The organism is Rhodanobacter sp. BL-MT-08 (assembly GCF_054161255.1).
The window spans coordinates 598492-622794 of the sequence record NZ_CP167872.1; the positions used below are offsets into that span (position 1 = coordinate 598492).

Annotated in this window: 16 protein-coding genes; 10 read left to right on the forward strand and 6 right to left on the reverse strand. The window is 64.7% G+C overall.

From position 1 onward, the window contains the following. Window positions 1-494 precede the first annotated feature (494 nt). The 8 genes from ACDK93_RS02430 (at window position 495) to ACDK93_RS02465 (ending at window position 7762) form a co-directional block, all read left to right on the forward strand. Window positions 495-1508 (forward strand): ABC transporter substrate-binding protein, encoded by a 1014-nt coding sequence (locus tag ACDK93_RS02430; RefSeq protein WP_458070995.1) that lies wholly within the window; start codon window positions 495-497, stop codon window positions 1506-1508. An 86-nt stretch (window positions 1509-1594) separates the two neighbouring features. Then, the gene (locus ACDK93_RS02435; protein ID WP_458070996.1) at window positions 1595-2350 is read left to right on the forward strand and encodes an ABC transporter permease; all 756 of its coding nucleotides are present in this window, start codon (window positions 1595-1597) and stop codon (window positions 2348-2350) included. Continuing rightward, entirely contained in the window at window positions 2347-3147 is an 801-nt protein-coding gene (locus ACDK93_RS02440) for an ABC transporter ATP-binding protein (RefSeq protein WP_458070997.1), read from the forward strand. The genes ACDK93_RS02435 and ACDK93_RS02440 overlap by 4 nt, the downstream gene beginning before the upstream one ends. Before the next feature lie 88 nt (window positions 3148-3235). Next, on the forward strand, window positions 3236-4012 hold the full coding sequence (locus ACDK93_RS02445) for an ABC transporter ATP-binding protein (protein WP_458070998.1): 777 nt from the start codon (window positions 3236-3238) through the stop codon (window positions 4010-4012). Further along, window positions 4012-4875 (forward strand): ABC transporter permease, encoded by an 864-nt coding sequence (locus tag ACDK93_RS02450; protein ID WP_458070999.1) that lies wholly within the window; start codon window positions 4012-4014, stop codon window positions 4873-4875. Before ACDK93_RS02445 ends, ACDK93_RS02450 begins: the two co-directional genes overlap by 1 nt. Before the next feature lie 244 nt (window positions 4876-5119). Continuing rightward, window positions 5120-6232: an S-(hydroxymethyl)glutathione dehydrogenase/class III alcohol dehydrogenase gene (locus ACDK93_RS02455; protein ID WP_458071000.1), complete on the forward strand. Its 1113-nt coding sequence runs from the start codon at window positions 5120-5122 to the stop codon at window positions 6230-6232. 293 nt (window positions 6233-6525) lie between these two features. Next, complete coding sequence (gene gfa / locus ACDK93_RS02460) at window positions 6526-7101, forward strand: S-(hydroxymethyl)glutathione synthase (protein ID WP_458071001.1); 576 nt, start codon at window positions 6526-6528, stop codon at window positions 7099-7101. 10 nt (window positions 7102-7111) lie between these two features. Further along, entirely contained in the window at window positions 7112-7762 is a 651-nt protein-coding gene (locus ACDK93_RS02465) for a response regulator (protein ID WP_458071002.1), read from the forward strand. A 27-nt stretch (window positions 7763-7789) separates the two neighbouring features. Here ACDK93_RS02465 and ACDK93_RS02470 read toward each other — a convergent pair whose 3' ends face one another. Then, the gene (locus ACDK93_RS02470) at window positions 7790-9220 is read right to left on the reverse strand and encodes a sensor histidine kinase (protein ID WP_458071003.1); all 1431 of its coding nucleotides are present in this window, start codon (window positions 9218-9220) and stop codon (window positions 7790-7792) included. A gap of 209 nt (window positions 9221-9429) precedes the next feature. On the opposite strand from ACDK93_RS02470, the gene ACDK93_RS02475 reads away from it, so the two are divergent. Next, the gene (locus ACDK93_RS02475; RefSeq protein WP_458071004.1) at window positions 9430-11868 is read left to right on the forward strand and encodes a TonB-dependent receptor; all 2439 of its coding nucleotides are present in this window, start codon (window positions 9430-9432) and stop codon (window positions 11866-11868) included. Here the strand turns inward: ACDK93_RS02475 and ACDK93_RS02480 are convergent, their stop codons facing one another. Then, a complete protein-coding gene (locus tag ACDK93_RS02480; protein ID WP_458071005.1) occupies window positions 11869-13803 on the reverse strand; it encodes a sigma-54-dependent Fis family transcriptional regulator in 1935 nt (644 codons plus the stop codon). 394 nt (window positions 13804-14197) lie between these two features. On the opposite strand from ACDK93_RS02480, the gene ACDK93_RS02485 reads away from it, so the two are divergent. Beyond that, window positions 14198-14611, forward strand: a complete 414-nt coding sequence (locus ACDK93_RS02485) for an SRPBCC family protein (protein WP_458071006.1) — start codon at window positions 14198-14200, stop codon at window positions 14609-14611. A 317-nt stretch (window positions 14612-14928) separates the two neighbouring features. Here ACDK93_RS02485 and ACDK93_RS02490 read toward each other — a convergent pair whose 3' ends face one another. The 4 genes from ACDK93_RS02490 to ACDK93_RS02505 are packed head-to-tail and all read right to left on the reverse strand — an operon-like array spanning window position 14929 to window position 24130. Continuing rightward, window positions 14929-16401: an efflux transporter outer membrane subunit gene (locus tag ACDK93_RS02490; protein WP_458071007.1), complete on the reverse strand. Its 1473-nt coding sequence runs from the start codon at window positions 16399-16401 to the stop codon at window positions 14929-14931. Continuing rightward, window positions 16398-19703 (reverse strand): efflux RND transporter permease subunit, encoded by a 3306-nt coding sequence (locus tag ACDK93_RS02495; RefSeq protein WP_458071008.1) that lies wholly within the window; start codon window positions 19701-19703, stop codon window positions 16398-16400. Before ACDK93_RS02495 ends, ACDK93_RS02490 begins: the two co-directional genes overlap by 4 nt. A 10-nt stretch (window positions 19704-19713) precedes the next feature. Further along, window positions 19714-22845: an efflux RND transporter permease subunit gene (locus tag ACDK93_RS02500; RefSeq protein ID WP_458071009.1), complete on the reverse strand. Its 3132-nt coding sequence runs from the start codon at window positions 22843-22845 to the stop codon at window positions 19714-19716. 19 nt (window positions 22846-22864) lie between these two features. Continuing rightward, window positions 22865-24130 (reverse strand): efflux RND transporter periplasmic adaptor subunit, encoded by a 1266-nt coding sequence (locus tag ACDK93_RS02505; RefSeq protein ID WP_458071010.1) that lies wholly within the window; start codon window positions 24128-24130, stop codon window positions 22865-22867. Window positions 24131-24303 lie beyond the last annotated feature (173 nt).

The following is a 24303-nucleotide window of genomic DNA, read 5'->3' on the forward strand; positions in this document are numbered from 1 at the left end:
GCAAGGTTCGCCCGAGCCCGCGGTGGGTGAGGGCGCGCTTCTGTCGTGAGCCTGATAACCGATCCGGATTTGAAACGGTGCACTGCCGTTGCAGTCGCACCGATTTGCCACCTGCAAGCGGCGCCCGACGGCGTTCGACGTTGTTGTTCCTCCAGTCTGCCAGTGTTGCCGGCCCAGCCATCGGGTGCGTGCCTGGGCTATGACACGCTGAGGTGCCTGGCTGCAGCCCGACTGACGAGACGCACCGGCGCACGCCAGCGCGGCGACCGACGTTGGACGGGATGCGACAGCGCTTGGCATATGTCGCCACGGATGCAGCCGGGTACGGCATGTCGGCTCCAGAACCGTTGCCCGACGATTCTTTCGCTTTTCGACCCGCGCGGTCCGCTACGCTGCGAGCAGGTCACGTTGGCCCGGATCGCTGAAGTTCATCATGCCCCGTCGGCAAGCGCAGGAAAGGTGGTTATATGAAAGGCTGGCAGGCAACCGTGAGCATGGCAGGGCCTCGTTTCATCCCACGCATTTTCGCGCTGGTTTTTGCCGCGCTTCTCGCGATGATGCCAAGTGCTGCTGCGCGCGCGGAAGGTGCGCACGACCTCCCCGAACTGCGGGTCGGGGTGCTCGAGTTCGGCTCGGTCGGATGGGAAATCGACACTGTTCAGAGGCTGGGTCTGGCAGGCAAGCACGGTATCCGGCTGCAGGTGGTGCCGCTGGCGTCGGAGAACGCGATGAACGTGGCGCTGCTGGGCGGCAGCGTCGACCTTGTCGTCTCGGACTGGTTCTGGGTCGCGACGCTCCGATCACGCGGCCAGAATTATCAGTTTGTGCCGTTTTCCCGCGCGGTCGGTGAGGTCGTTGCCAATCCGAAGGCGGGCATCCGTTCGCTCGCCGACCTCAAGGGCAAACGTTTCGGCGTGGCCGGCGGCCCGGTGGACAAGAGCTGGCTGATTGCGCGTGCCTACGCGCGCAAGGCGTACGGGATTGACCTGCAGTCCGCCGTGAAGGCGCAGTTTGCCGCCGCGCCGCTGATCAATCACCTGATGCTCGACGGCGAGCTTCCGGCCGCGATCAACTTCTGGCAATACAGCGCACGCCTCGTTGCACAGGGCATGCGGCCGGTGATTACGGTGGAGCAGATGCTCAAGGGGCTGGGCGTGCGCACCGACCCGCCGCTGCTGGGCTGGGTGTTTTCGCAGCGGTGGGCGGAAACCCACGGCGATGCCCTGCGTGCTTTCATCGCCGCCACCTACGATGCCAAGCAGGCGCTGGCAAGCTCGGATGCGGCCTGGCAGCCGCTGCGCAGCAAGATCAAACCTGAGAATGATGCGGTCTTCGCCGCGATCCGACAGGGTTACCGCAACGGCATCGTCAACCACTTCGGTGCGCCCGAAATCCAGGCCGCCGGACAGCTGTTCCATGTGGTCGCCGAGGAAAGCCACGGCGAACTCACCGGGGGAACGAGCGAGCTGCCGGCGGATGTGTTCTGGAGCGGATTTCGTCGGCCATGAGTTTCATCCGTCATCACGGAGGTCCTGATGACAGGCCCCGAACCGGCGGCAGGCCGCTGCGACATCCGGCAGTGCGATCGCGGAGGTTGCCCCGGCCGCACGGGCGCGGCTGGCTCTGGCGCGTCGCGTCGCTGATCGGTCTGGCGGCAGCTTGGGAAATCGCGGCGCGACTGGCGGGCAGCAACATGCTGCCCGCGCCGATCGCGGTGCTCGCCGCGGTGGTTCGCGACACGCGCAGCGGTCAGCTTCCGCTGGAGCTGGGCATCACCATGGCGCGGGTGCTCGCGGCGTTCGTCGTGGCCATGAGCGTGGGCACCGTGATCGGCTTCATGATGGGCCGTTCGCACAAGCTCAACCTCTTGCTGGATGGCCCGCTGACGCTTGTGCTCAACATACCGGCGCTGGTGATCATCATTCTTTGCTACCTGTGGCTCGGGCTCACGGAAGTCGCCGTGATCGTGGCCGTGGCCCTCAACAAGATTCCCGTCGTGGTGGTGACCGTGCGCGAAGGCACGCGGGCGATCGACGCGCGTTTGCTGGCGGTGGCTCAGGTGTATCACGTGCCGCGCACAACGACGTTGTACCGGGTGATCTTGCCGCAGCTTTATCCGTACCTTATCGCCTCGGCCCGAAATGGTCTGGCGCTGATCTGGAAGATCGTGCTGGTGGCCGAGCTGCTTGGGCGAAGCAATGGCGTCGGTTTTGAGCTGTCCGTCTTTTTCCAGTTCTTCGATATCACCAGCATTCTGGCGTACACGCTGGCGTTTGCAGCCGTCGTCATGGTCATCGAAGCCGGCGTGCTGCGGCCCTTGGAAAAACGCGCGATGCGGTGGCGCGAATGAAAGGCTTGCACATCCATGTCGTCGAAAAACGTTTCGATGATGCCGTGGTGCTGGCCGATGTCGACATCACCATCGCCGGCAGCGAATTCGTCGCCATTGTCGGGCCTTCCGGCGTGGGCAAGACGACATTGCTGAGTATGGTTGCCGGGCTGGATGCCGACTACACCGGCGCGATTCGCTACGATGGCACGCCGTTGGCCGCGCCCGGCAAGTCACCCTCGGGCCTGGGCATGGTGTTCCAGGAACCGCGGCTGATGCCGTGGCTCACGGTGGGCGAGAACGTGCGGCTGGCGGAAGCCGAGCGTCTGGCGCGCGATCGCAGCTATGTTTCGCGCGCGGACAGCCTGCTCGACGAGGTCGGGCTGCGCGCTTCCTGCGATGCCTGGCCAAACCACCTCTCCGGCGGCATGCAGCGTCGCACGGCGCTGGCGCGGGCGTTTGTGGTCGAGCCGTGGCTGCTGCTGATGGATGAGCCGTTCGTATCGCTCGACCCGCTGGCTGCCGATCAGCTGCGCGCGCTGCTGCGGCGGCTGTGCGCGCGCGTGCGGCCAACGGTGCTTTTTGTTACCCACAATTTGAATGAGGCGCTGGTGCTCGCCGACCGCATCCTGTTTCTCGGCGATACGCCGGCGCGCGTCGTACTGGACTATCGCGTCGAGCCGACGGATAGTCATGATCTGGACAGTCCCGAGATCGCTGCTCTCAGCCGTCAGCTGCTGGCACGCCATCAGGGGCTGCTTTCCGAAATGGCCGGGTCTGACCCGGACGAAAGCCGGCGTGGCAAGGAGGGTGTGTGAAGTCTGTTGCCTCGGTGTGTTGGTTGGCGCCATGGGCCGCGCGCCCGCGGCAGGGCGTGACGCGATGAATGCGCTCAGCGAGGCATCCATGCCCGCGCCGCCCCGATCGGAACAGGCTGCACTCGCGCTTGCGGTGGAGGAGGTCAGCAAGTCCTACGGCGCCGTCAAGGCGCTGGACCGCGTGTCACTGCACGTGGCGCGCGGCGAATTCGTGGCCCTGCTCGGCCCCAACGGCGCCGGCAAAAGTACGCTGTTTCAGCTGCTCACCGGATTGTTCGTGCCCGACGCCGGACGCATCGAGGTGGCCGGTTTCGACATGCGCCATCAGGCGCGCAAGGCGCTCGCATGCCTGGGCGTGGTATTCCAGCAGCCGACGCTGGACCTGGACTTGAGCGTGGTGGCCAACCTGCGCTTCCACGCACGGCTGCATGGCATGGGTCGCGGCGCGCGCGCGCGCATCGATGCCGAGCTGGAGCGCAGCGGTTTGACCGAGCGCGCCAAGGATCGCGCGCGGGCGCTTTCCGGCGGCAATCGCCGCCGCGTCGAACTGGCCCGCGCACTGCTGCACGATCCGGTGGTGCTGCTGATGGATGAACCGACGGTGGGGCTCGATCCCGCGTCGCGCGAGCAGCTGGTGGCGTATGTCCACTCGCTGTGTACGCATCGCGGCGTCGGCGTGCTGTGGGCAACGCATCTGGTGGACGAGGCCGAATCCGCCGACCGGGTCATCATTCTGCACAAGGGTCACTGGATCGCTTCAGGCACCGCGGCGGAACTGCGTGAGCGCACTGGCCAGCGTTCGCTGCGCGATGCCTTCCTCGACCTGACCGGCGAATCGTCGGTCGCGCACGAGGAGGCGGTCTGATGGCTACGAAATCCGAGTGGCAGCAAGGCGTGCCGGCAAGGCGCTCCGGTTCGATCGTGAGCCACGCGCTGCAGGCGCTGCTGGCGCTGTCCTCGCGTGAAACCATCAAGTTCCTGCACCAGCGCGGGCGCCTGCTTTCTGCGCTGGTACGGCCCAGCCTGTGGCTGCTCATTTTTGCAGCCGGCTTCCGCGACGTTTTCGGCGTCTCGGTGATTCCGCCGTACTCGACCTATATCGAGTATCAGGTCTACGTCGTGCCCGGACTGCTGGGCATCGTGCTGCTGTTCAACGGCATGCAGTCGTCGCTGGCGATGGTCTACGACCGTGAGATGGGCCTGATGCGGCTGCTGCTGACGGCGCCGCTGCCGCGCTCGGTATTGCTGACGTGCAAGCTGCTTGCGGGCACCTTTTTGTCGATCCTGCAGGCGTATGCGTTTTTCGCGATTTGCGCGCTGTTCCGGCTCGACCTGCCGTGGTGGCCCGGCCTGTTGCTGGCGTTGCCGGCGATGTTCCTGACCGGGCTCATGCTCGGCGCGTTGGGCTTGCTGGTCTCGGTGTACATCAAGCAGATCGAGAACTTCGCCGGGGCGATGAACTTCGTGATCTTTCCGATGTTCTTCCTCTCGCCGGCGCTGTATCCGCTGTGGAAGCTGCAGGAATCCGGCGCCACCGTGGTCTATCAGCTGGCCCGCTTCAATCCGTTTACCTACGGCATCGATCTGATCCGCTACGCGATGTACGGGCAGATGAACTGGCTTGCGTGTGGCGTGGTTGCCGGCTCGCTCATCGTCTTTCTGGGGCTTGCGATCTGGGGCTACGATCCGCAACGCGGCGCGGTACGGCACAAGCGCCAAGGCGGTTGAGCCGCTTCTGCAAAGCGGTCATCAGCCACCGCACAGCGCACTTCAATAATGCCGGCTGTGCCGCATGCGGCACACTGATCTGTCACGAATCCGATACAGCACGCATGCGACGCGGCGGCGTGCGCGCTGCAAATGGCGGAATGACTGCGTGCAGACGTTTTCGGAATGTGGCATCTGATGTGCATGGTACGTTCCTGACGACCCGCCTTGGCGGAGGGTCGATGGCTATAAGGAACGATTGATCATGAAGTCACGAGCCGCGGTTGCCTGGGAAGCGGGCAAGCCCCTGAGCATCGAAGAGGTGGATGTCGCCGCACCGAAGGCGGGCGAGGTGCTGGTGCGCATCGTCGCCACGGGCGTATGCCACACCGACGCCTTCACCCTGTCCGGCGCCGACCCCGAAGGCCTGTTCCCGGTCATCCTCGGCCACGAGGGCGGCGGCATTGTCGAGGAGGTGGGTGCGGGCGTGACGTCGCTGAAAGTGGGCGACCACGTGATTCCTCTCTACACGCCCGAATGCGGCGAGTGCGAATACTGCCTGTCGGGCAAGACCAACCTGTGCCAGAAGATCCGCATCACCCAGGGCAAGGGCCTGATGCCGGACGGCACCAGCCGTTTCTCGATGAACGGCAAGCCGATCCTGCACTACATGGGCACCAGCACCTTCAGCGAATACACCGTGCTGCCGGAAATCTCGCTGGCCAAGATCAATCCGGCCGCGCCGCTGGAAAAGGTCTGCCTGCTCGGCTGCGGCATCACCACCGGCATCGGCGCGGTGCTGAATACGGCGAAGGTCGAAGCGGGCGCCACGGTGGCTGTGTTCGGCATGGGCGGCATCGGCCTGTCGGTGGTGCAGGGCGCGGTGATGGCGAAAGCCTCGCGCATCGTCTGTGTCGACATGAACCCCGACAAGTTCGAGATGGCCAAGCTGCTCGGCGCGACCGACTTCATCAACCCGAAGGATTACCCCGACACGCCGATCCAGCAGGTGATCGTGGATCTCACCAACGGCGGCGTGGACTATTCGTTCGAGTGCATCGGCAACGTGCACGTGATGCGCTCGGCGCTGGAGTGCTGCCACAAGGGCTGGGGCGAGTCGGTCATCATCGGCGTGGCCGGCGCGGGGCAGGAGATCAGCACGCGCCCGTTCCAGCTGGTGACCGGCCGCGTGTGGCGCGGCAGCGCGTTCGGTGGCGTGAAAGGCCGCAGCCAGCTGCCGGGCTACGTCGATCGCTACATGAAGGGCGAGATCAAGATCGACGAGATGATCACCGAAGTACTGCCGCTGGAGCGCATCAACGACGCCTTCGAGCTGATGCACGCGGGCAAGGTCATCCGCTCCGTCATTCACTACTGATCGATGTCCCTCGTTCCGACCACGAGGCCGCTGGCGGCTAGTTTGATCTGCGCGGCGATCCCGAAAAGTTCTGGAAGGCCATCGCCTGCCAGAAGCCAGAAGGTTGACCGCACCCCGAGCAAGGCGTTGGGCCATGCCCCGTTTCTCGCTCATCACGCATATGCAGCTGCGGTGGGCATGCCCATCGCCGTTTGCAACGACATACACCGGCAGCATTACGTTGCCGGCACTACCCGTGCAGGCCAGTGACTCGGGCCAGTCCAAACCGGCGACACCATTGAAGGAGACACACCATGGCAACGCATATTCATCCCGCGGTCGATAACGGCGTCAAGCAGGGCAAGGACAATTTCGCCGGCGGCACGCTGAGCTGTCATTGCAGCGACAAGCCGGTCAAGGTCAAGGTGGGCGCACAGACCGCTCACAACCACGTCTGCGGCTGCAGCAAATGCTGGAAGCCCAAAGGTGCGACGTTCGCCCAGATCGCTGTCGTCGCACGCGACAAGGTCAGCGTGGAAGAGAACGGCGACAAGCTCGCCGTGGTCGATCCGAAAGCGGCCATCCAGCGCCACGCCTGCAAGGTCTGCGGCACGCACATGATCGGCCGCATCGAGGACACCGGGCATCCGTTTCACGGCCTGGACTTCGTGCACACGGAGCTGTCGTCCGAAGAGGGCTGGTCGGCGCCGACGTTTGCCGCATTCGTGTCCTCGATCATCGAGCAGGGCTACGACCCGAGCAAGATGGACGCGGTGCGCGGCCGTCTCAACGAGCTGGGCCTGACGCCGTACGACTGTCTGTCGCCGCCATTGATGGACGCCATTGCTGCGCATGTGGCCAAAACCAAGGGCACGGCCTACGCCGGCTGAGAACGCGTCATTGGAAAGCACCGCCAAACCCGCGCTGCGGGTCGTCCTTGCCGACGACCACGCGGTGGTACGCGCAGGATACCGGCGATTGCTGGAGCTGGAACCGGGGCTGCAGGTCGTCGCCGAATTCGCCGATGGCGAAAGCGCCTACCTGTGGCTGTCCGAGCATCCGGCCGACGTGCTGATTCTCGATCTTTCGATGCCGGGCCAGGGCGGTCTGGCCACCCTGCAACGTCTGCATCAGCGCGTGCCGCGGCTGCGCGTGCTGATCTTTACCATGCACGACAGCCCGGTGCTGGCCGCGCAGCTGCTCAAGGCCGGCGCCAGCGGCTACCTCACCAAGAGCAGCCCGCCCGAATCGTTGATCGATGCGGTGCATCAGGTAGCGTCCGGCGAGCAGGTGCTCTCGGCCGATATCGCGGCGGCGATGCGCAAAGCCGATAGCGAACTGCCGCATCAACAGCTGTCGCCGCGCGAGTTCGACGTTTTCCTGCTGCTGGCGCAGGGCATTGCGGTGGAGCAGATCGCCAGCCAGCGCTGCCTCAGCGTCAAGACGGCGGCCAATTATCAAACCATCGTTCGGCACAAGCTGGGCTTGAACAGCGCGCTGGAAATGTATCGTTACGCGCAGACCTGCGGGCTGCTTGCCCCGGCTCCCTGAGCAAACCGCCGACGCCATCGCGAGGCTTCAGGAAGGATCATCCGGCTCACCGTGAGCGAGTCGATCGTTCGCTGGCGGCTTCGCCGATACAGGCTGCAGCGGCAATCGCGCGCGGATGGTCAGCCCCGGTCGTGGGCTGTCCGGATGCGTGGCGAACATGTCGATCTCGCCGTGCAGCGCCCACACGCGTTCGCGCATGCCCACCAGGCCATTGCCACGGTACGCGGCCTGCCCCGGATCGGTCAGGCCGTTGCCGTCGTCGCTCACCGACCACTCCAGTCGACCGTCGTCGTGCAGCGCGAGCCGAATGACGACGCGCGTGGGCTGGGCATGGCGCGCGATATTCGTGAGCGCCTCCTGCGTCAATCGATAAAGCGTCAGCGCCACATCGCCGCCGACGGCATGCTCGTCGATCAGCATGTCCAGTTCGAAATGCGTGCGCTGATCGGGCACCTCGCGCCAGCTTTGCACCAGCTCCCGCAGGAGTCGATGCAGGGGCAGCGGTTCGTCCTCATCCTCGTACGGCTTGCGCGCGCGCAGGCGCTGAAGCAGATCGCGCAAGGCGTGCTGTACGTGCTCGCAGTGCTCGGCCAGTGCGTTGGCGACATCGGCGAGCGGCGGCTGACCGAGACTGCGGCGCACCAGCCATGCGGTGTCCGCTCGCATCGCCGTGAGCCGCTGGCCCAGCTCGTCGTGCAGCTCGCGTGCGAGCCTGCTGCGTTCGTCCTCGCGCAGGCTGCGCAGCTGCAGGTCGAGCCGGCGGCGCGCTTCCTGCGATGACGCCAGCGACTGCGCCATGTGGTTGAGCGCTTGCGCAATCGTGTGCAGCTCCAGCAGGCGCAGCGGCGGCAGCCGATAGTCGTAACGATCGCGCTGATACTGGCCGATGGCGTAGAGGATCTTGCGCATCGGCCGCAGCGCAAGCCGCAGCGCCACGTAGACGGCTAACAGCGTCAGCGCACCGTAGCCGAGCAGGAGGCCGAGCAGGCCGGCGATATCGGTCAGCGATTCGCTGCGCTCGCTGCCCGGGTCGAGCAGCAGGGTGACGTGATAGCGCCGGCCGTCCGCGCGCTGCAGGTTCCACTGCGGCGTGGTGGGCTTGACGCCGCCATAGGCGGGCGGCAGCAGCCACGCGTAGCCGCGCTGCAGCGGTGTGGGCGTTTCGGACGTCCGCGGCAGCAGATCGTTGCCGCGCTCATCCTGCAGGCGTAGCTGCAGATGCCGCAGCCGGCCTTGCGCGCTGATCTGACGCAGTGCGCCGAGATGCGCGTCAATATCAACCGCCGGTCCGCTCTCCAGGCCATCGAGCTCGTCGAACAGGCGGGCTGTCTCCGTAGCCCCGCGCTCTTCGCGCGCGATGTTCAGCCGAGCCTGCCACAGCGCCAGCAGCAGCGCGCACGCCATCATGGCGAGCGAAACAGCCGCGATGCGCAGCATCAGAAATCGCGATAGACGCATGCGGTGGCCGCTCGCTGTCAGGGACTCAGCGCATGGTAGCGGTTCGGCATTCGGGAGTTCTTCCCGTAGTCAAAAAGGCTTGCGCTGCTTTAGTTTTGCCGAAGGTATTTGCACGCCGTTGCATCGCGCAAGACACATGCGTTGACCGGCAAACCGACAAGCTTGGGGAACCAGATACGATGGGTCATGTCACGAACAACCATGCCGCGATGAGTGCACGTAGCCGCGTGCAGGCCTTGCCGCGGGCGCTGGTCTTTTTGGCATTGGCCGGCGCCGGCTTCGCACAAGCGCAAGAGGCGCCGAGCAGCAGCGAAACAACCGCTGGTGCAGCGGCGCCGCAGAGCTCCAATCCAAAGGCGCCGATCAATGCCAAGCAGCTGGCCACCGTCGTTGTTGAGGCTACCGCCGTACCGGGCGGCGCGGCGCTGGATGCCGACAAGGTGCCCGGCAACGTGCAGAGCCTGTCGGCCGCCGACCTCACGCGCAACGGTTCGGCCAGCCTGACCCAGGCGCTGAATTCGCAGCTCGGCAGCGTCAGCATCAACGACAACCTCAACGATGCGTATCAGCCGGACATCCTCTATCGCGGCTTCGAGGCGTCGCCGGTGCTGGGCACACCGCAGGGTTTGGCGGTGTATCAGAACGGTGTGCGCATCAACGAGGCGTTCGGCGATACGGTCAACTGGGATCTGTTCCCCGACATGGCGATCAACCGCGTGCAGCTGGTCAGTTCGAATCCCGTGTATGGATTGAACGCGCTGGGCGGCGCGATTTCGGTCGACATGAAAAACGGCTTCAACACTACCGGCGGCGAACTCGAGCTTTCCGGCGGCTCGTTCGGTCAGCGCGCTGCGGGTGCGCAGTACGGGGCCAACAACGGCACGTTCGGGATCTACGCGGCGGCCAAGACGCTGAACTCGGACGGCTGGCGCGATTTCTCTTCCGATGCACTGCGGCAGTTCTATACCGACCTCAGCCTGCGCACGGACAAGCTTTCGCTCGACCTCAGCTATACGCATGCGGAAAACCATCTGAACGGCCAGGGCTCGGCGCCGGCGCAGGAGCTGGCCGTCAGTCGACGGCTGGTGTTCACAGGCCCGCAGGCCAACGACAACGAACTCAACTTCGTCACCTTGAACGGCACCTACAGGGCTACCGACAACTGGTCCGTTCAGGGCGTGCTGTATTACCGCCAGTTCACTCAGCGCGTGTCCAATGGCAACGGCACCGATTACTCCGCCTGCACCGATGCGGCCCTGGCAGGCTCGCTGTGCCAGTCCGACGGCGTGACGCCGGTGAACAACGCAGCGGGCCAGAATCTGCCGGATATTTCGCAGGGCGGCACGGTGCCGATCGGCGAAAACGACTACGAGACCATCAATTCCTACAGCCACGGCGCCACGCTGCAGATCAGCAACGATCAGTCGATTTTCGGGCACGACAATCAGTTCACCGCCGGTGCGGCGTTCGACTATGCGCACACCCATTTCTATTCCGGTGCGCAGATCGGCGTTATCGATGCGCAGCTGGTGGTGCTGCCGTCCAGCCTCTATGCGGATACGCCGGAGAGCTCGGCGTTCGGTGCCGTGCCGGTGATTCTCGCCGCCAACAATCGCGATATCGGCAGCTATGTCACCGACACGTTCAACCTGACGCCCGATCTCGCGCTCACCGCCAGCGGCCGCTACGACGTGGCGCACATCGATCTGCAGGATCAGCGCGGCACCAGCCTCAATGGCAACAACCGCTTCAGCCATTTCAACCCGGCCGTCGGCGGTACCTACAAACTATCACCGACCCTCACCGCGTACGCCGGTATCGCCACCAGCACACGCACGCCAACGGCCAGCGAAATCGAATGCTCCGATCCACTGAAGCCGTGCCTGCTGCCGTCAAACCTCGCCGGCGATCCGCCGAACCTGCGTCAGGTGGTGGCGCACACGGCCGAGTTCGGTTTGCGCGGAAACATTCCGGACGCTTTTTCTGGCGGCGCTTTCACGTGGAACCTCGGTGCGTTTCGCACCAACTCGTTCGACGACATCTACGGCATTTCCACATCGGTCAGCAGCGGCTTCTATCAGAACATCGGCTCGACCCGGCGCGAAGGCATCGAAGCCGGCTTCAACTACACCACCGACAAGTGGTCGACCTACTTCAGCTACAGCTATGTCGACGCCACGTTCCAGTCCGCGCTGCAGCTGCCGTCGCCGTCCAATCCGTTTCAGGACGCGAACGGCAATATCGAAGTGCGTCCAGGCAACCGCCTGCCGGGCATTGCAAAGAATCGGGTCAAGGCCGGCGTGGACTATGCCGTCACGCCGCAGTGGAAGCTCGGTGCGCAGGTCATTGTCGTCAGCAGCGCGTACTACTTCGGCGATGAGTCGAACCAGAACAAGCCGCTGCCGGGGTATCACGTGGTGAACCTGCACGCGAGTTATCGGGTCGCCAAAAACGTGGAGCTGTTTGGTTCCATCGACAACGTGTTCAACGCCAAATATGCCACGTACGGCATCTACAGCGATCCGACGGGCGTGGGTGCGCCGGGTGTGCCGGCCGACGGCGTCAGCAATGGCCCTGGTGTCGACAACCGTTTCTACAGCCCGGCGTCACCGACCGCGGTTTACGGCGGCGTGCGCGTGACTTTCTGATCAGCCGGGCAGGGCGATATCGTGCTTGCGCATCTTGCGGTAGAGCGTATTGCGACTGACGCCCAGCACGCTGGCCGCGCGGCTGATGTTCCAGTGCAGGCGCTCGAGCTCGCGCAGCAGCGCATCGCGTTCGGCCGACTGCAGCGGCGCTGCGGCATCCTTGCTCGTGTGGCTGGCAGACGTCGATACGCCGCTCTCGGTGATTTCGTGCGGCAGATTGCCGACCCGGATCACGCTGTCGCTGCACAGCGCCGCGGCGGTGCGCAGGGTGTTGCGAAGCTGGCGGATATTGCCCGGCCAGTGATAGTCCAGCAGCAGCTGCATGGCGTCGTCTTCGATCGATGGAACCGGCTCGTCGCTATCGTCGTTGGCCAGCAGTGCGGTGATCAGCTCGCGCTTGTCGGTGCGTTCGCGCAACGTCGGCAGCTGCAGGGTGATGCCGTTGAGGCGGTAGTAAAGATCCTCGCGGAACTCGCCGGCCTGCACCATCTGCAGCAGGTCGTGGTGAGTCGCGCTGATGATGTGCAGATCCACTGGCACGGCCTGTTCGCCGCCCAACGGCACGACCTCGTGTTCTTCCAGCACGCGCAGCAGGCGCGTCTGCATGTGCAGCGGCATGTCGCCGATCTCATCGAGAAACAGGGTGCCGCCGCTGGATTGCCGGATCTTTCCCAGGTGACCTTCGCGCGCGGCGTCGGTAAATGCGCCGCGCGTGTAGCCGAACAGCTCGCTCTCGATCAGCGCCTCCGGAATCGCGGCGCAGTTCACCGCCACGAAGGGACGATCCGCCCAGGCGCTGGCCAGATGCAGCGATTTCGAAAACGCCTCCTTGCCCGTGCCGGTCGCGCCCTGCAGCAGCAGCGGCACCTTGCGGCCGAACAGATGATGTCCGCAGTGGATGTTGTGCTGCATGCGTGCATCGGCGACGACATGCTGGCGGGTGGTCTCCTGTACGCCGCTGGTTTCCTTTCGTGGCAGACGCGACGTGCTGGTTGACTGCGTCGTTGGCGTGCGCACGCGCGCAAAAAAGCGGCGTCCGTAGGCCACGTCGCGCACCGGCCAGAGCAGCGAGGCATCGGTGGCGGCGCGGCGCTGCAGGGTTTCGAAATCGAACGGGAAGATCGACGTCAGCGGCTTGCCGACCAGCTGCGCGCGCGACATGCCCAGCTGCGCCATCGCGCTGTCGTTCACCGCACGGACCATGCCGTCGCTGCCCACCGCCAGCAGCGCCTCGTGCAACAGCCCGACAAACTCCGGGCGGCTGTGAAAGCGCAAGACCCAGGTCGCGGCACATTCGCGCATGAACCGACAGCGCGAAATCAGGTTGGCCGACATGTTGACCAGCGCCATCGTATGGCGCTGGATCAGCCGCGTATCGCCCGCATTCACAGTGGACGCATCGAGCACGCCGAGCACCTTGCCCTGCGCGTCGACCACCGGCGCCCCCGAACACGACAGGCCGATATTGAAGCGGCGAAAATGTTCGTCGCGGTAGACGGTGACCGGCACGCCCTCAGCCAGACAGGTGCCCAGCCCGTTGGTGCCCTCGTACTGCTCGCTCCACATCGCGCCGATGCGCAGGCCCGCATCGCGGAATTCGCGTGTGAGCGTCGGATCGGTGATCGCGCCAAGAATCACGCTGTCGGTATCGCTTAGGATAACCGCGTAGCCGGAGCCGGCGATCATCTCGTACAGGCTTTCCATTTCGGCCTTGGCCACGTTCAGCAATTCGCCGAACTGCTGCTGCCGCTCGCGCACGGCCTGGGCGTTGAGTACCGGTGTCGCACGAATGGCGTCGGGTGCGGTACCGAAATCCTCCACGCAGCGCTGCCAGGATTTGGTCACGTGCGGCGCCACGTCGATGCTGCCCAGTCGTTCCAGCAACATCCCATCGACATGCGATGCCGCGTGCGTTACCTGCATAGTGCGATTCATTCGTGGCTCCCTCGACGCCGGACAGCCGTGTCCGATTTGCCACGCGGCCAGCCCATGATGTTGTCGTTTGGATCGATAGTGTTGAAGAATGGTCCCGCGCTCAGCGGTAAGCAAACTGCAGCGCAACATAAGCAAACTGCGGCGCAACATTTGGCACGAAGTGTCACCTGCGTCTGTGCCAGAACGGCGACAGTGGGCAAGTGTCCTGTCGCGCTCCAGAGCCTGGGGCCGCGTGCCCACAGACGAGGATTCGTTGGCTCGGCTTTTGCGTGCGTTCTTGTGTCCGCCCCCGGCGTGATCTCTCCGCAAGGCCGTTTGCCGAGGGAATGGATCGACCACAGGGCTGTTTTCCGCGCTTGAGATTCGGGCCGGATGATGCAGCGAGGGAGGAGGTATGACCGAGGTTCGGGTCGTGCAACACCTGGCCAACCGGGCCGATCTCGTGTGGGCCATGATCGGCGATTTCGGCGGCCTGCATCGCTGGCATCCGCAGGTCCGCGGCGTGGATCTGTCCTGGGAAGGGCGCATCCGTACCGTCCATTATGCCGACGGCAGCCGTGCGGTCGAACGGCTTGAGGCCCGCAGCGACGCCATGCGCCGCTACGTCTACGTGGTGGTTGATGGCAAGGTACCGGTCAACAACTGTCGCGCCACCCTCCACGTCACCGACAGCGACGGCGGCAGCACCGTCATGTGGTCCTGCGAATTCGAACCGCTGGGCGACGGCGAAGCGAGCGCCAGTGAGTCGCTGCAGGCGCATTATCACGAGGGGCTGAGGGCGCTGGTGTCGGCGTTGGAGGCGACGTAAAGCAGGTCGCTGACGCTTCAATTGTCCTGAGTTCGCCCGGCGTGTGAAGCGTCTTCAAGGAAATGCGGTCGACATTTGAGACGGCGATATCGATGGCACGGCGATGGCCAGCGCAGCTTCAGGCGCGACGTTGGGCATCGCTTCGCTCTCCCCCGACCTACATCGATTTGCCTGGTTGGCGCGGATTGGAAAATACAGCTTCGCTCACGAATAACTTTAGTTTGAGTGCCTTGGCAAATTTTGCAAACAGCATGTATCGACCTTGACGTTTTTGAAGAAAAGGCCGCGGTCACGGCATGGTGCGCGACTATTTCAATTCACCGCGCCGCCGAGGCTTTCCCCGAATCGCCAAGCTCGCTGGCCGACCAGCTGCCGCCGACGTCGCCGATCAGCGAGACGGTGTCGAGCAGGCGCTGCTGCTGCACGTTGAGCGCGCTTTGCTGGGTGCTGAGGCTGGTGGCCTGGGCGGTGGATACGGTGGTGTAGTCGACGGTGCCGGCCTGATATTCGTTGAAGGCGATCTCGGCGCCGCGGCGGGCGTCGCGTACCGCGGCGTCCACCGCGTCGCCCTGCTGGGCGAGGATGCGCAGGCCGGAGAGGTCGTCTTCCACGTTCTGGAACGCGGTCAGCACGGTACCACGGTAGTTGGCGACCGAGGCTTCGTAGGCGGCCTTGGCGGCGACCACATCGGCATGGCGCAGGCCGCCGTCGAAGAGGGTTTCGCTGACATCGGCGCCGAGCGACCAGATGTGGTTGGCCGCGTGCAGCAGGCCGGCCAGCGGCGATTGCGAGAAGCCGTCGGCGCCCGTCAGCGACAGGCTGGGGTAGTACGCGGCGACGGCAACGCCGATGGCCGCGTTCTCCGCCGCCATCTGGCGTTCGGCCACGGCGATATCCGGGCGACGCTGCAGCAGGGTAGAAGGCACGCCGGCGGGCACGGTCGGCAGCGCGGGCAGGCCGGTGCTGTGGGGAATGTCCAGATCTTCGGGATTCTTGCCGACCAGCACGGCGATCGCGTGCGCGTACTGCGCGCGCGTCACGCCGAGCGCGAGCAGGCTGGACTGTGCGTTTTCCAGCTGGGTGCGCGCGTTGATCACATCCGACGGCGGTATGGTGCCGGCCGCATCCTGATTGCCGACCACGCGCAGCGATTCCTTGTACGTGTCGACGGTTTTCTGCAGCAGGTCGATGTTCGCGTCGGCGATGCGCAGTTCGATCACCGCGGTCGCCAGCGCGACCTGTTCGGTCAGGGTGGCGTTCGCCAGGGTTGCCTCGCTGGCCTGCGCGGTCGCCTTGTTTTCCTCGATGGTGCGACGGACCTTGCCCCACAGGTCGGGCGCCCAGCTGACGTTGCCTTCGAGCGAGCCGGAGTTGATCACGCGGCCGCGTGCGTTGCCGGTCGTGTTGGTGGCGGTGCCGGTACTAAGGCTGCCGCTGCCGCTGCGTTCGCGCGTGCCCGAGCCGGTCACGCCAAGGGTGGGAAACAGGCCGCTGCGCGCCTGCTGCACTTCGGCCAGCGCCTGCTGGTAGTTGGCGTAGTCCTGGCGCACGGTCTGGTTGGACACCGACACCATCGGTTCGAGCTGGTCAAGCAGCGGATCGTTGAATCCGGTCCACCAGTCGGCCTTGGGCGCGGCGGCGGAGGGCTGCGCCACCGTCCATCCGGGTAGTTCCTTGTACTGCGTCGGCACGGCGATCTTCGGCCGCTGGTAGTCGGGGCCGACCATGCAGCCGCCGAGGAGCAGGGCGAGCGAAGCGGCTAGAGCCGTCAGTGGGATCTTTGTGTTCATACGTGTACGTCCGATCGTTTGTTCCACGGCAGCGTGTCCGACCACCGGGCCAGCCTGGCGCGCAAGCGGTCGAGGTAGAGGTAGATCACCGGCGTGGTGTACAGCGTGAAGACCTGGCTGAGGATCAGTCCGCCCATCACGGTGATGCCGAGCGGCTGGCGCAGCGACGCACCCTGGCCGATGCCGATGGCCAGCGGCACGGCGCCTAGCACGGCCGCGGCGGTGGTCATCATGATCGGTCGCAGGCGCACCACGGCAGCGTCGTGGATCGCCCGCTGCGGCTCATAGCCCTCGTCGCGCTGCAGGTGGATCGCCACGTCGATCATCATGATCGCGTTTTTCTTGACGATGCCGATCAGCAGGATGATGCCGATCATCGCGATCACCGAGAACGGCGTACCGAAAATCAGCAGCGCCAGCGTCGCGCCGATGCCGGCCGAGGGCAGGGTGGAGAGAATGGTGATCGGATGCACGGTGTTTTCGTACAGCACTCCGAGCACGATGTAGACGGCACCCAGTGCAGCAAGAATCAGAAGCGGCATGCTCGACATCGACTGCGCATAGACCTGCGCGGCGCCGGCGAAGCTGCCGTGAATCGATGCGGGCAGGCCGAGCTGCTGCGAGACCTGATTGATCGTTTCGGTGGCCTTGCTCAACGAACCGCCGGGTGGCAGGTTGAACGAAATGGTGGCGGCCACCAGACCGCCCTGATGGCTGACCTGCGTGGCGGTGTGATTGCTCACGTAGCTGGCCAGCGCGGGAAAGGGCACCAGCGTCTCGGCGGCCGTGCTGTCCGCGCTGCCGCTGGAGCTGCCGCCCTTGGCGTTGGAGATCGCATTGGTCAGCTGGTTCGCCTGCGCGTTGGCATTGAGCGCGTTGGTCGAGGACGAGGTCTGCGTGGCGTTTTCGGCCGACTCGGCGGTGACGCCCTTGACCAGTTTGCTGGACATCTGCGTCTGCGCCGTGCCGGTCGCGTTGCCGGCGGCGGTGCTGAAGCGCATGCGGTCGAGCATCTGCGGGAACTGCCAGTATTTCGGTGCCACTTCCATCACCACGTAATACTGGTTGAGCTGGTTGTAGACGGTGGACACGGTGCGCTGGCCGAAGGCGTCATACAGCACGGTGTCCAGCTGATTGGGCGCAAAGTTGTAGCGTGCTGCCGTGGCGCGATTCATGTTGATGTAAATCTGCAGGCCGTTTTGCTGCAGGTCCGAGTTGACGTCGGACATCTGGCCGCGCTGCTTGCCGAGCGCGTCCACCAGTTTGGGTACCCAGGTGAACAGCGCGGTGGGGTCGTCGCTGGTCAGCGTGTACTGGTATTCCGCCGCGGACGAGCGTCCGCCGATATGGAGATCCTGCGCGGCCTGCAGAAACAGCTTGGCGCCCGAGACGCCGTTGAGCTTCGGCCGCAGCCGATCCACCACCTCGCTGGCAGAGATTTTCCGCTCCGCCAGCGGCTTCAGCTCGATGAAGACGTTGGCGCTGTTGAGCGCGCGGCCGCCAGTAAAACCCGCTACCGATTCGACCGCGGGATCCTTCTTCACGATAGCCTGCAGCTGGGCCAGCTTCTTTTCCATCGCCTGAAACGAAATGCTCTGGTCGGCGATGATCTGGCCTATCAGGATGCCGTTGTCCTGCTCCGGAAAAAATGTCGACGGCAGCAGCTTGATCAGGAATACGTTCAACACGACAAGACCAATCAATGTCAGCCCGACCAGCAGCGCATGATCGAGCACGGTGGTCAGCGAACGGGAATACGCGTTCTGGAAACGCGTGAACTGCCGCTCGTACCACAGCGCCCAGCGCGCCTTGGAGTGCAGCGTCTTTCGGTTAAGCACGAACGCCGCCATGGTCGGCGTGATGGTGAGCGAGATCACCAGCGAGATCATGATGGCGATGGACAGCGTCACCGCAAACTCGTGAAACAGCAGGCCGACAATGCCGGGCATCAGCAGGATCGGCAGAAACACCGCGATCAGCGACAGGCTCATCGAGATCACCGTGAAGCTGACCTCGGCGCTGCCCACCAGCGCCGCCTCGCGCACATCCATGCCGGCCTCGACGTGGCGCACGATGTTTTCCAGAACCACCACGGCATCATCCACCACGAAACCGGTGCCGATGGTCAAGGCCATCAGTGAAAGGTTGTCGATGCTGTAGCCGAGCAAATACATCGGTCCGAACGTGCCGATGATCGACAGCGGCAGCGCCACGGCGGGTACCAGAATCGCGCGCGGCGACTGCAGGAAAATGAACACCACGCCGATCACCAGCAGCACGGCGATGAACAGCGTGCGCTCGGTGTCGCCCACGGCCGCGTTGACGGACTGCGAACGGTCGATGGCGATGCCGACGTGCACGTCGTGGGGCAGCGTGGCCTCGATCGAGGGCAGCACCTTGCGGATCTGCGCGACGGTCTTGACGATATTGCCGCCGGGCAGCGGAAACACGATGACCAGCACTGCATCCTTGCCGTTGTACAGGCCGGCGTTGCGAATGTTCTCCGCGGAATCCAGCACGTCGGCGACGTCGCGCAGCTTGACCGCCGCTCCATTGCGATAGGCGATGACCAGATCACGGTAGGGCGCGGCCTTGTTGATCTGGTCGTTCGAGGTGACCTCGAAGCGCTGGTCGCCCTGATCGATGTGTCCCTTGGCGCTGTTCGCGTTGGCGGCGCTGATCGCCGCGCGCACGTCTTCCAGCCCGATGCCATAGCTGTTGAGCTTGTCCGGCTGCAGTTCCACGCGCACCGACGGCAGCGCGCTGCCGCCCAGGGTGATCTGGCCCACGCCGTCGACCTGCGACAGCTGCTGCTGGATCACCGAATCGGCTGAGTCGTACAGCTGCGCCCGGGTCAGGGTTTCCGACGTCAGCGCCAGCACCATGATGGGCGAGTCGGACGGGTTGTATTCGCGATACGTGGGGTTGTTGCGCAGCGTCGACGGCAGGTCGGCGCGCGAGGCCTGCAGGGCCGCCTGCACGTCGCGGGCGGCACCGTTGATATCGCGATTCAGACCGAACTGGATAACGATGCTGGCCGAACCCACCGTGCTGGTGGAGGTGAGTTCGTTGACGTCCGCAATGGTGCCGAGGCGGCGCTCCAGCGGCGCGGCCACGGTCGAGGCCATGATGTCGGGGCTGGCGCCGGCCATGCTCGCCTGCACCACGATCACCGGAAAGGTGATGTTCGGCAGCGGCGCCACCGGCAGCTGGAAATACGCCAGCAGGCCGGACAGCAGGATCGCGACGCCGAGCAGGGTCGTCGCCACCGGCCGCTTGATGAAGACGCCTGGGATACTCATCGGCGCGCGCTCACGGGCGGTGCTCGATCGCCTGATCCGACGACGGTCCGGAGGAAGGTGCCGTCGGCTTGCGGCGGAAACGCAGCGACAGGCGGTCGAACAGCAGATAGATCACCGGCGTGGTGAACAGCGTCAGCACCTGGCTCAGGGTCAGGCCGCCGATGATCGCCAGGCCCAGCGGCCGCCGCAGCTCCGACCCGGTGCCGGTGCCCAGCAGCATCGGCAGCGCGCCGAGCATGGCTGCCAGGGTGGTCATCAGAATCGGGCGAAAGCGCAGCAGCGAGGCTTCGAAAATCGCCTCTTCCGGCGACTTGCCGTGCTCGCGTTCGGCTTCGAGCGCAAAGTCCACGATCATGATCGCGTTCTTCTTCACGATGCCGATCAGCAGCACGATGCCGATGATGCCGATCACGTCCAGATCCTCACCCGCGATCATCAGCGCCAGCAGCGCGCCGATGCCGGCCGAGGGCAGGGTGGAGAGAATCGTCACCGGATGGATGAAGCTTTCATACAGCACGCCGAGCACGATGTAGACGGCCACCAGCGCCGCGATCAGCAGATACACCTCGCTCGACAGCGAGTCCTGGAACGCCTGCGCGGCGCCCTGGAACGAGGAGGTGATCGACGACGGCAGATGCACCGCCTGCTCGGCCTGGTTCACGGCGTCCACGGCCTTGCTGAGCGAGGCGTCCTTGGCCAGGTTGAACGAGATGGTCACTGACGGGAACTGCGCCAGGTGGCTGATCGCCAGCGGCGACTTGGTGATCTGGATCGCCGCGATACCCTTCAACTGCACCTGGCCGCTGCTGCCAGTCTGGCTTGGCAGGTAGATATTGCCCAGCGATTCGATGGTCGGCAGGCTCTCGGGCTTGGCGACCAGGATCACGCGGTACTGGCTGGACTGGTCGAAGATGGTCGAGACGATGCGCTGGCCGAGCGCGTCGTACAGCGCGTTGTCGATCGTGGCCGGGGTGATGCCGTAGCGCGCGGCCAGCTGACGATTGACCTCGACGTTGACGCTGAGGCCGTCGTTATTCAAGTCGCTGGTCACGTCGGTGATCGACGGAATCTTTTTCATGCGTGCGACCAGATCGGGCACGTACTGCATGAAGGCCTGCTGGCTCGGCCCGCGCAGCACGAACTGGTACTGGTTCGGCGAGATGGTGGTGTCGAGCGTGAGATCCTGCTCGGGCTGCAGAAACAGCTTGATGCCCGAAACATTCGCCGCCTCGGTCTGGATGCGCCTGGCGATCTCGGCAGCGGTCGACGACCGATCGCCACGATCCTTCAGATTGATCAGAAAGCGGCCGTTGTTGAGCGTGGTGTTGGTGCCGTCGATGCCGACGTACGACGTAAGCCCGGCCACATCGGGATCTTTCAGAATCGCTTCGGCCAGCGCCGACTGCCGCTGCACCATCGCCTTGTACGACACCGAATTGTCGGCGACGCTGATGCCCTGGATCACGCCCACGTCCTGCGTGGGAAACAGGCCCTTGGGGATCACGATGTAGAGAATGACGGTGAGCGCCAGCGTGCCGAGAAACACCAGCAGCGTAAGCGTCTGCCGCGCCATCACGAAGCGCAGGCCGCGCTCGTAGCCTGCCAGCGTCTTGTCGAACAGGCCTTCGCTGATGCGCTCGAAGCGGCTCGGGTGGCGATCGACCTGCGCACGCAGCAGGCGCGCGCACAGCATCGGCACCAGAGTCAGCGAGACGATGCCCGACAGCACGATGGTCACGGCAAGAGTCACCGCGAATTCGCTGAATAGACGTCCAATCACGCCGCCCATGAACAGCAGCGGGATCAGCACCGCGATCAGCGAAATGGTCAGCGACAGGATGGTGAAGCCGATCTGTCCGGCGCCTTCCAGCGCTGCTTCGAGCGGCGTGCGGCCTTCCTCCAGATAGCGCACGATGTTTTCGATCATCACGATCGAGTCGTCAACGACGAAGCCGGTGGCGATGATCAGCGCCATCAGCGACAGGTTGTCGATCGAATAACCCAGCTGGTACATCACCGCCAGCGTGCCGATTAGCGAAACGGGCACCGAAATGCTCGGGATGATCGTGGCCGGCACGTTGCGCAGGAACACGAAGATCACCAGCACCACCAGCACGATCGCCAGGATCAGCTCGAATGCCGCATCGGAGACGGATGATCGGATCACGCCGGTGCTGTCCGACACGATCTCGACTTTCATGCCCGCGGGCAGGGTGGATTCCAGCTGCGGCAGCTGCTGCTTGATCTGGTTGACCGTGGCGATGACGTTGGCGCCCGGCTGGCGCTGCACGTTGAGCACGATCGCCTGGGTGGTGTTGTACCAGGCGCCCTGCTCGGTGTTCTGCGCCGACTGGGTCACGCGCGCCACGTCACGCAGATACACCGGCGCGCCGTTCTGGTACGCCACCACCGTGGCGAGGTAATCCTTCGGGTCCTGGATCTGATCGTTGCCGTTGATCGTGTAGTCGAGATTCGGGCCGTCGAAGTTGCCCTTGGGCTGGCTCACGTTGACGTTGGCGATCAGCGAGCGCAGGTCGTCGATATTGAGCCCGTAGGCGGCGAGCTTCTGCGGGTCCGCTTCCACGCGCACGGCCGGCACATTGCCGCCGGCCGGGGTGACCAAACCGACGCCCGACACTTCGGAGATCTTCGCACCGAGCCGGTTGTTGGCGACGTCCTGCAGCTGCGGCAGCGACATGGAATCGGAGGTGACGGCCAGCGTGAGGATCGGCTGGTCGGCCGGATTGACCTTGGCGTAGGTCGGCGGCGCGGGCAGTCCGGTGGGCAGCAGGCTGTTGGACGCGTTGATCGCCTCCTGCACGTTCTGCTCGGCGATATCGAGATTGAGCGACAGATCGAACTGCAGCGTGATCACGGAGGCGCCGGCCGAACTGCTCGACGTCATCTGCTGCAGGCCGGGGATCTCGCCCAGCTGCACTTCCAGCGGCGCTGTCACCGTGGTGGCCATCACGGTCGGGCTGGCACCAGGGTAGAAGGTCTGTATCTGGATCGTCGGGTAATCGACGTCGGGCAGGGACGACACCGGCAGAAACTTCACCGCGACCAGACCGACCATCACCACGGCGATCATCAGCAGCGATGTGGCCACCGGCCTGAGGATGAACAGGCGGGAAATATTCATCGAATTGCCTGCCTGCCGGTTACGAGGCGCTGTCGGCGGAGGCGTGTTTCCGCTTTCCAGGCGGCGGCTGTGCGCTGGTGCCGGCGGAGGCTGGCACCTCACTGCTGGCAGCTTGTGCAGGACTGGCCGACTTTGCGGAAGCGATCTTGATCTTGGCGCCGTCGCTGAGACGGTCCATGCCGTCGGTCACCACCTGCTGACCGGCGGAAAGGCCGGAAAGAATCACAGTGTTCTGTCCGTCGCTCGGCCCCGGCGTGATCTTGTGCACCGACACGGTGTTGTCGCTGCCCACCAGATAGACGTAATCGCCGGGCGCGCCGCTCTGCACGGCCGGGGTCGGTACCAGCACCGCGTTCTGCAGCGTGTCCACCAGCAGCTTGACGTTGACGAACTCGTTCGGGAACAGCGCCTCGTCGTCATTGGCGAACGTGGCGCGAAGATTCACCGTGCCGGTGCCCGTCGCCATCTGGTTGCCCAGCGCGTAGAGCGCGCCGGTGGCGATCTGCCGCGTGTTGTCGCTGTCGTACACGGTCACCGGCAGCGACGCGCTGGCGTTCCTGAAATGCGTCAGGACCTTGCCCAGCGCGTTCTGCGGCACGGTGAACTGCACCGTGGTCGGCTTCATCGTGGTGATGGTGACGATGCCCGGCGAGGTCGACTGGGTGACGTAGTTGCCGGGGTCGACCAGACGCAGGCCGACGCGGCCGGCCACCGGGGCGGTGATGTGGCAGTAGGTGAGATCCAGGTCGTATTGCGCGATGCTGGCGCGATCGGCCTGCACGGCGGCCTCGTCCTGCTGCACGGTGAATTTCTGATCGTTGTAGGTCTGCTCGGCGATCGACTTCTGCGCGTGCAGCTGGGCGTAACGGGCCAGGTCGGAACGGGCCTGGGCCAGCGTCGCCTGATCTTTCGCCAGCGTTGCCTGCGCCTGCTGCTTGCTGATTTCATACTGGCGCGGATCGATCTGCGCCAGGAACTGACCCTTGCTCACGTCCTGGCCCTCCTTATACCCCACGGCCGTGAGGTAACCGCTGAGCTGCGGCAGCACGTTGACCGTGGCGATCGGCGTCACCGTGCCCAGTTCGCTGAGGGTTTCCGGCATGCTGCCGAGCGTTGCCGTGGCCACGCTCACCACCTGTGCCGGTGCGCCGACCCGGGCTTTTTTGCCGTTGAGCAGATGGAAAACCACCACAACCACAAGAATGACGACCACCAGAATCGCGACCCACAGTCCCCGTCGCTTGCGCGGCGGTTGTCCAGCCGCCGCGGTTGCCGGGCCGCTCATGCGCGTGCGGCCAGGTGGGTGTGGGTCATGGCTAAAGCGCTTGCATTGATCAAAACAGCGTCTTCCCGAACGGCGCGTAGCCGTCATCAGTAATGGTCGACAGGGTAGCGGCAACAACCGAACTTTAACGGTTCGATGCCGATCCGGTTGACACGCCAGCAGCGCAGAGGCAA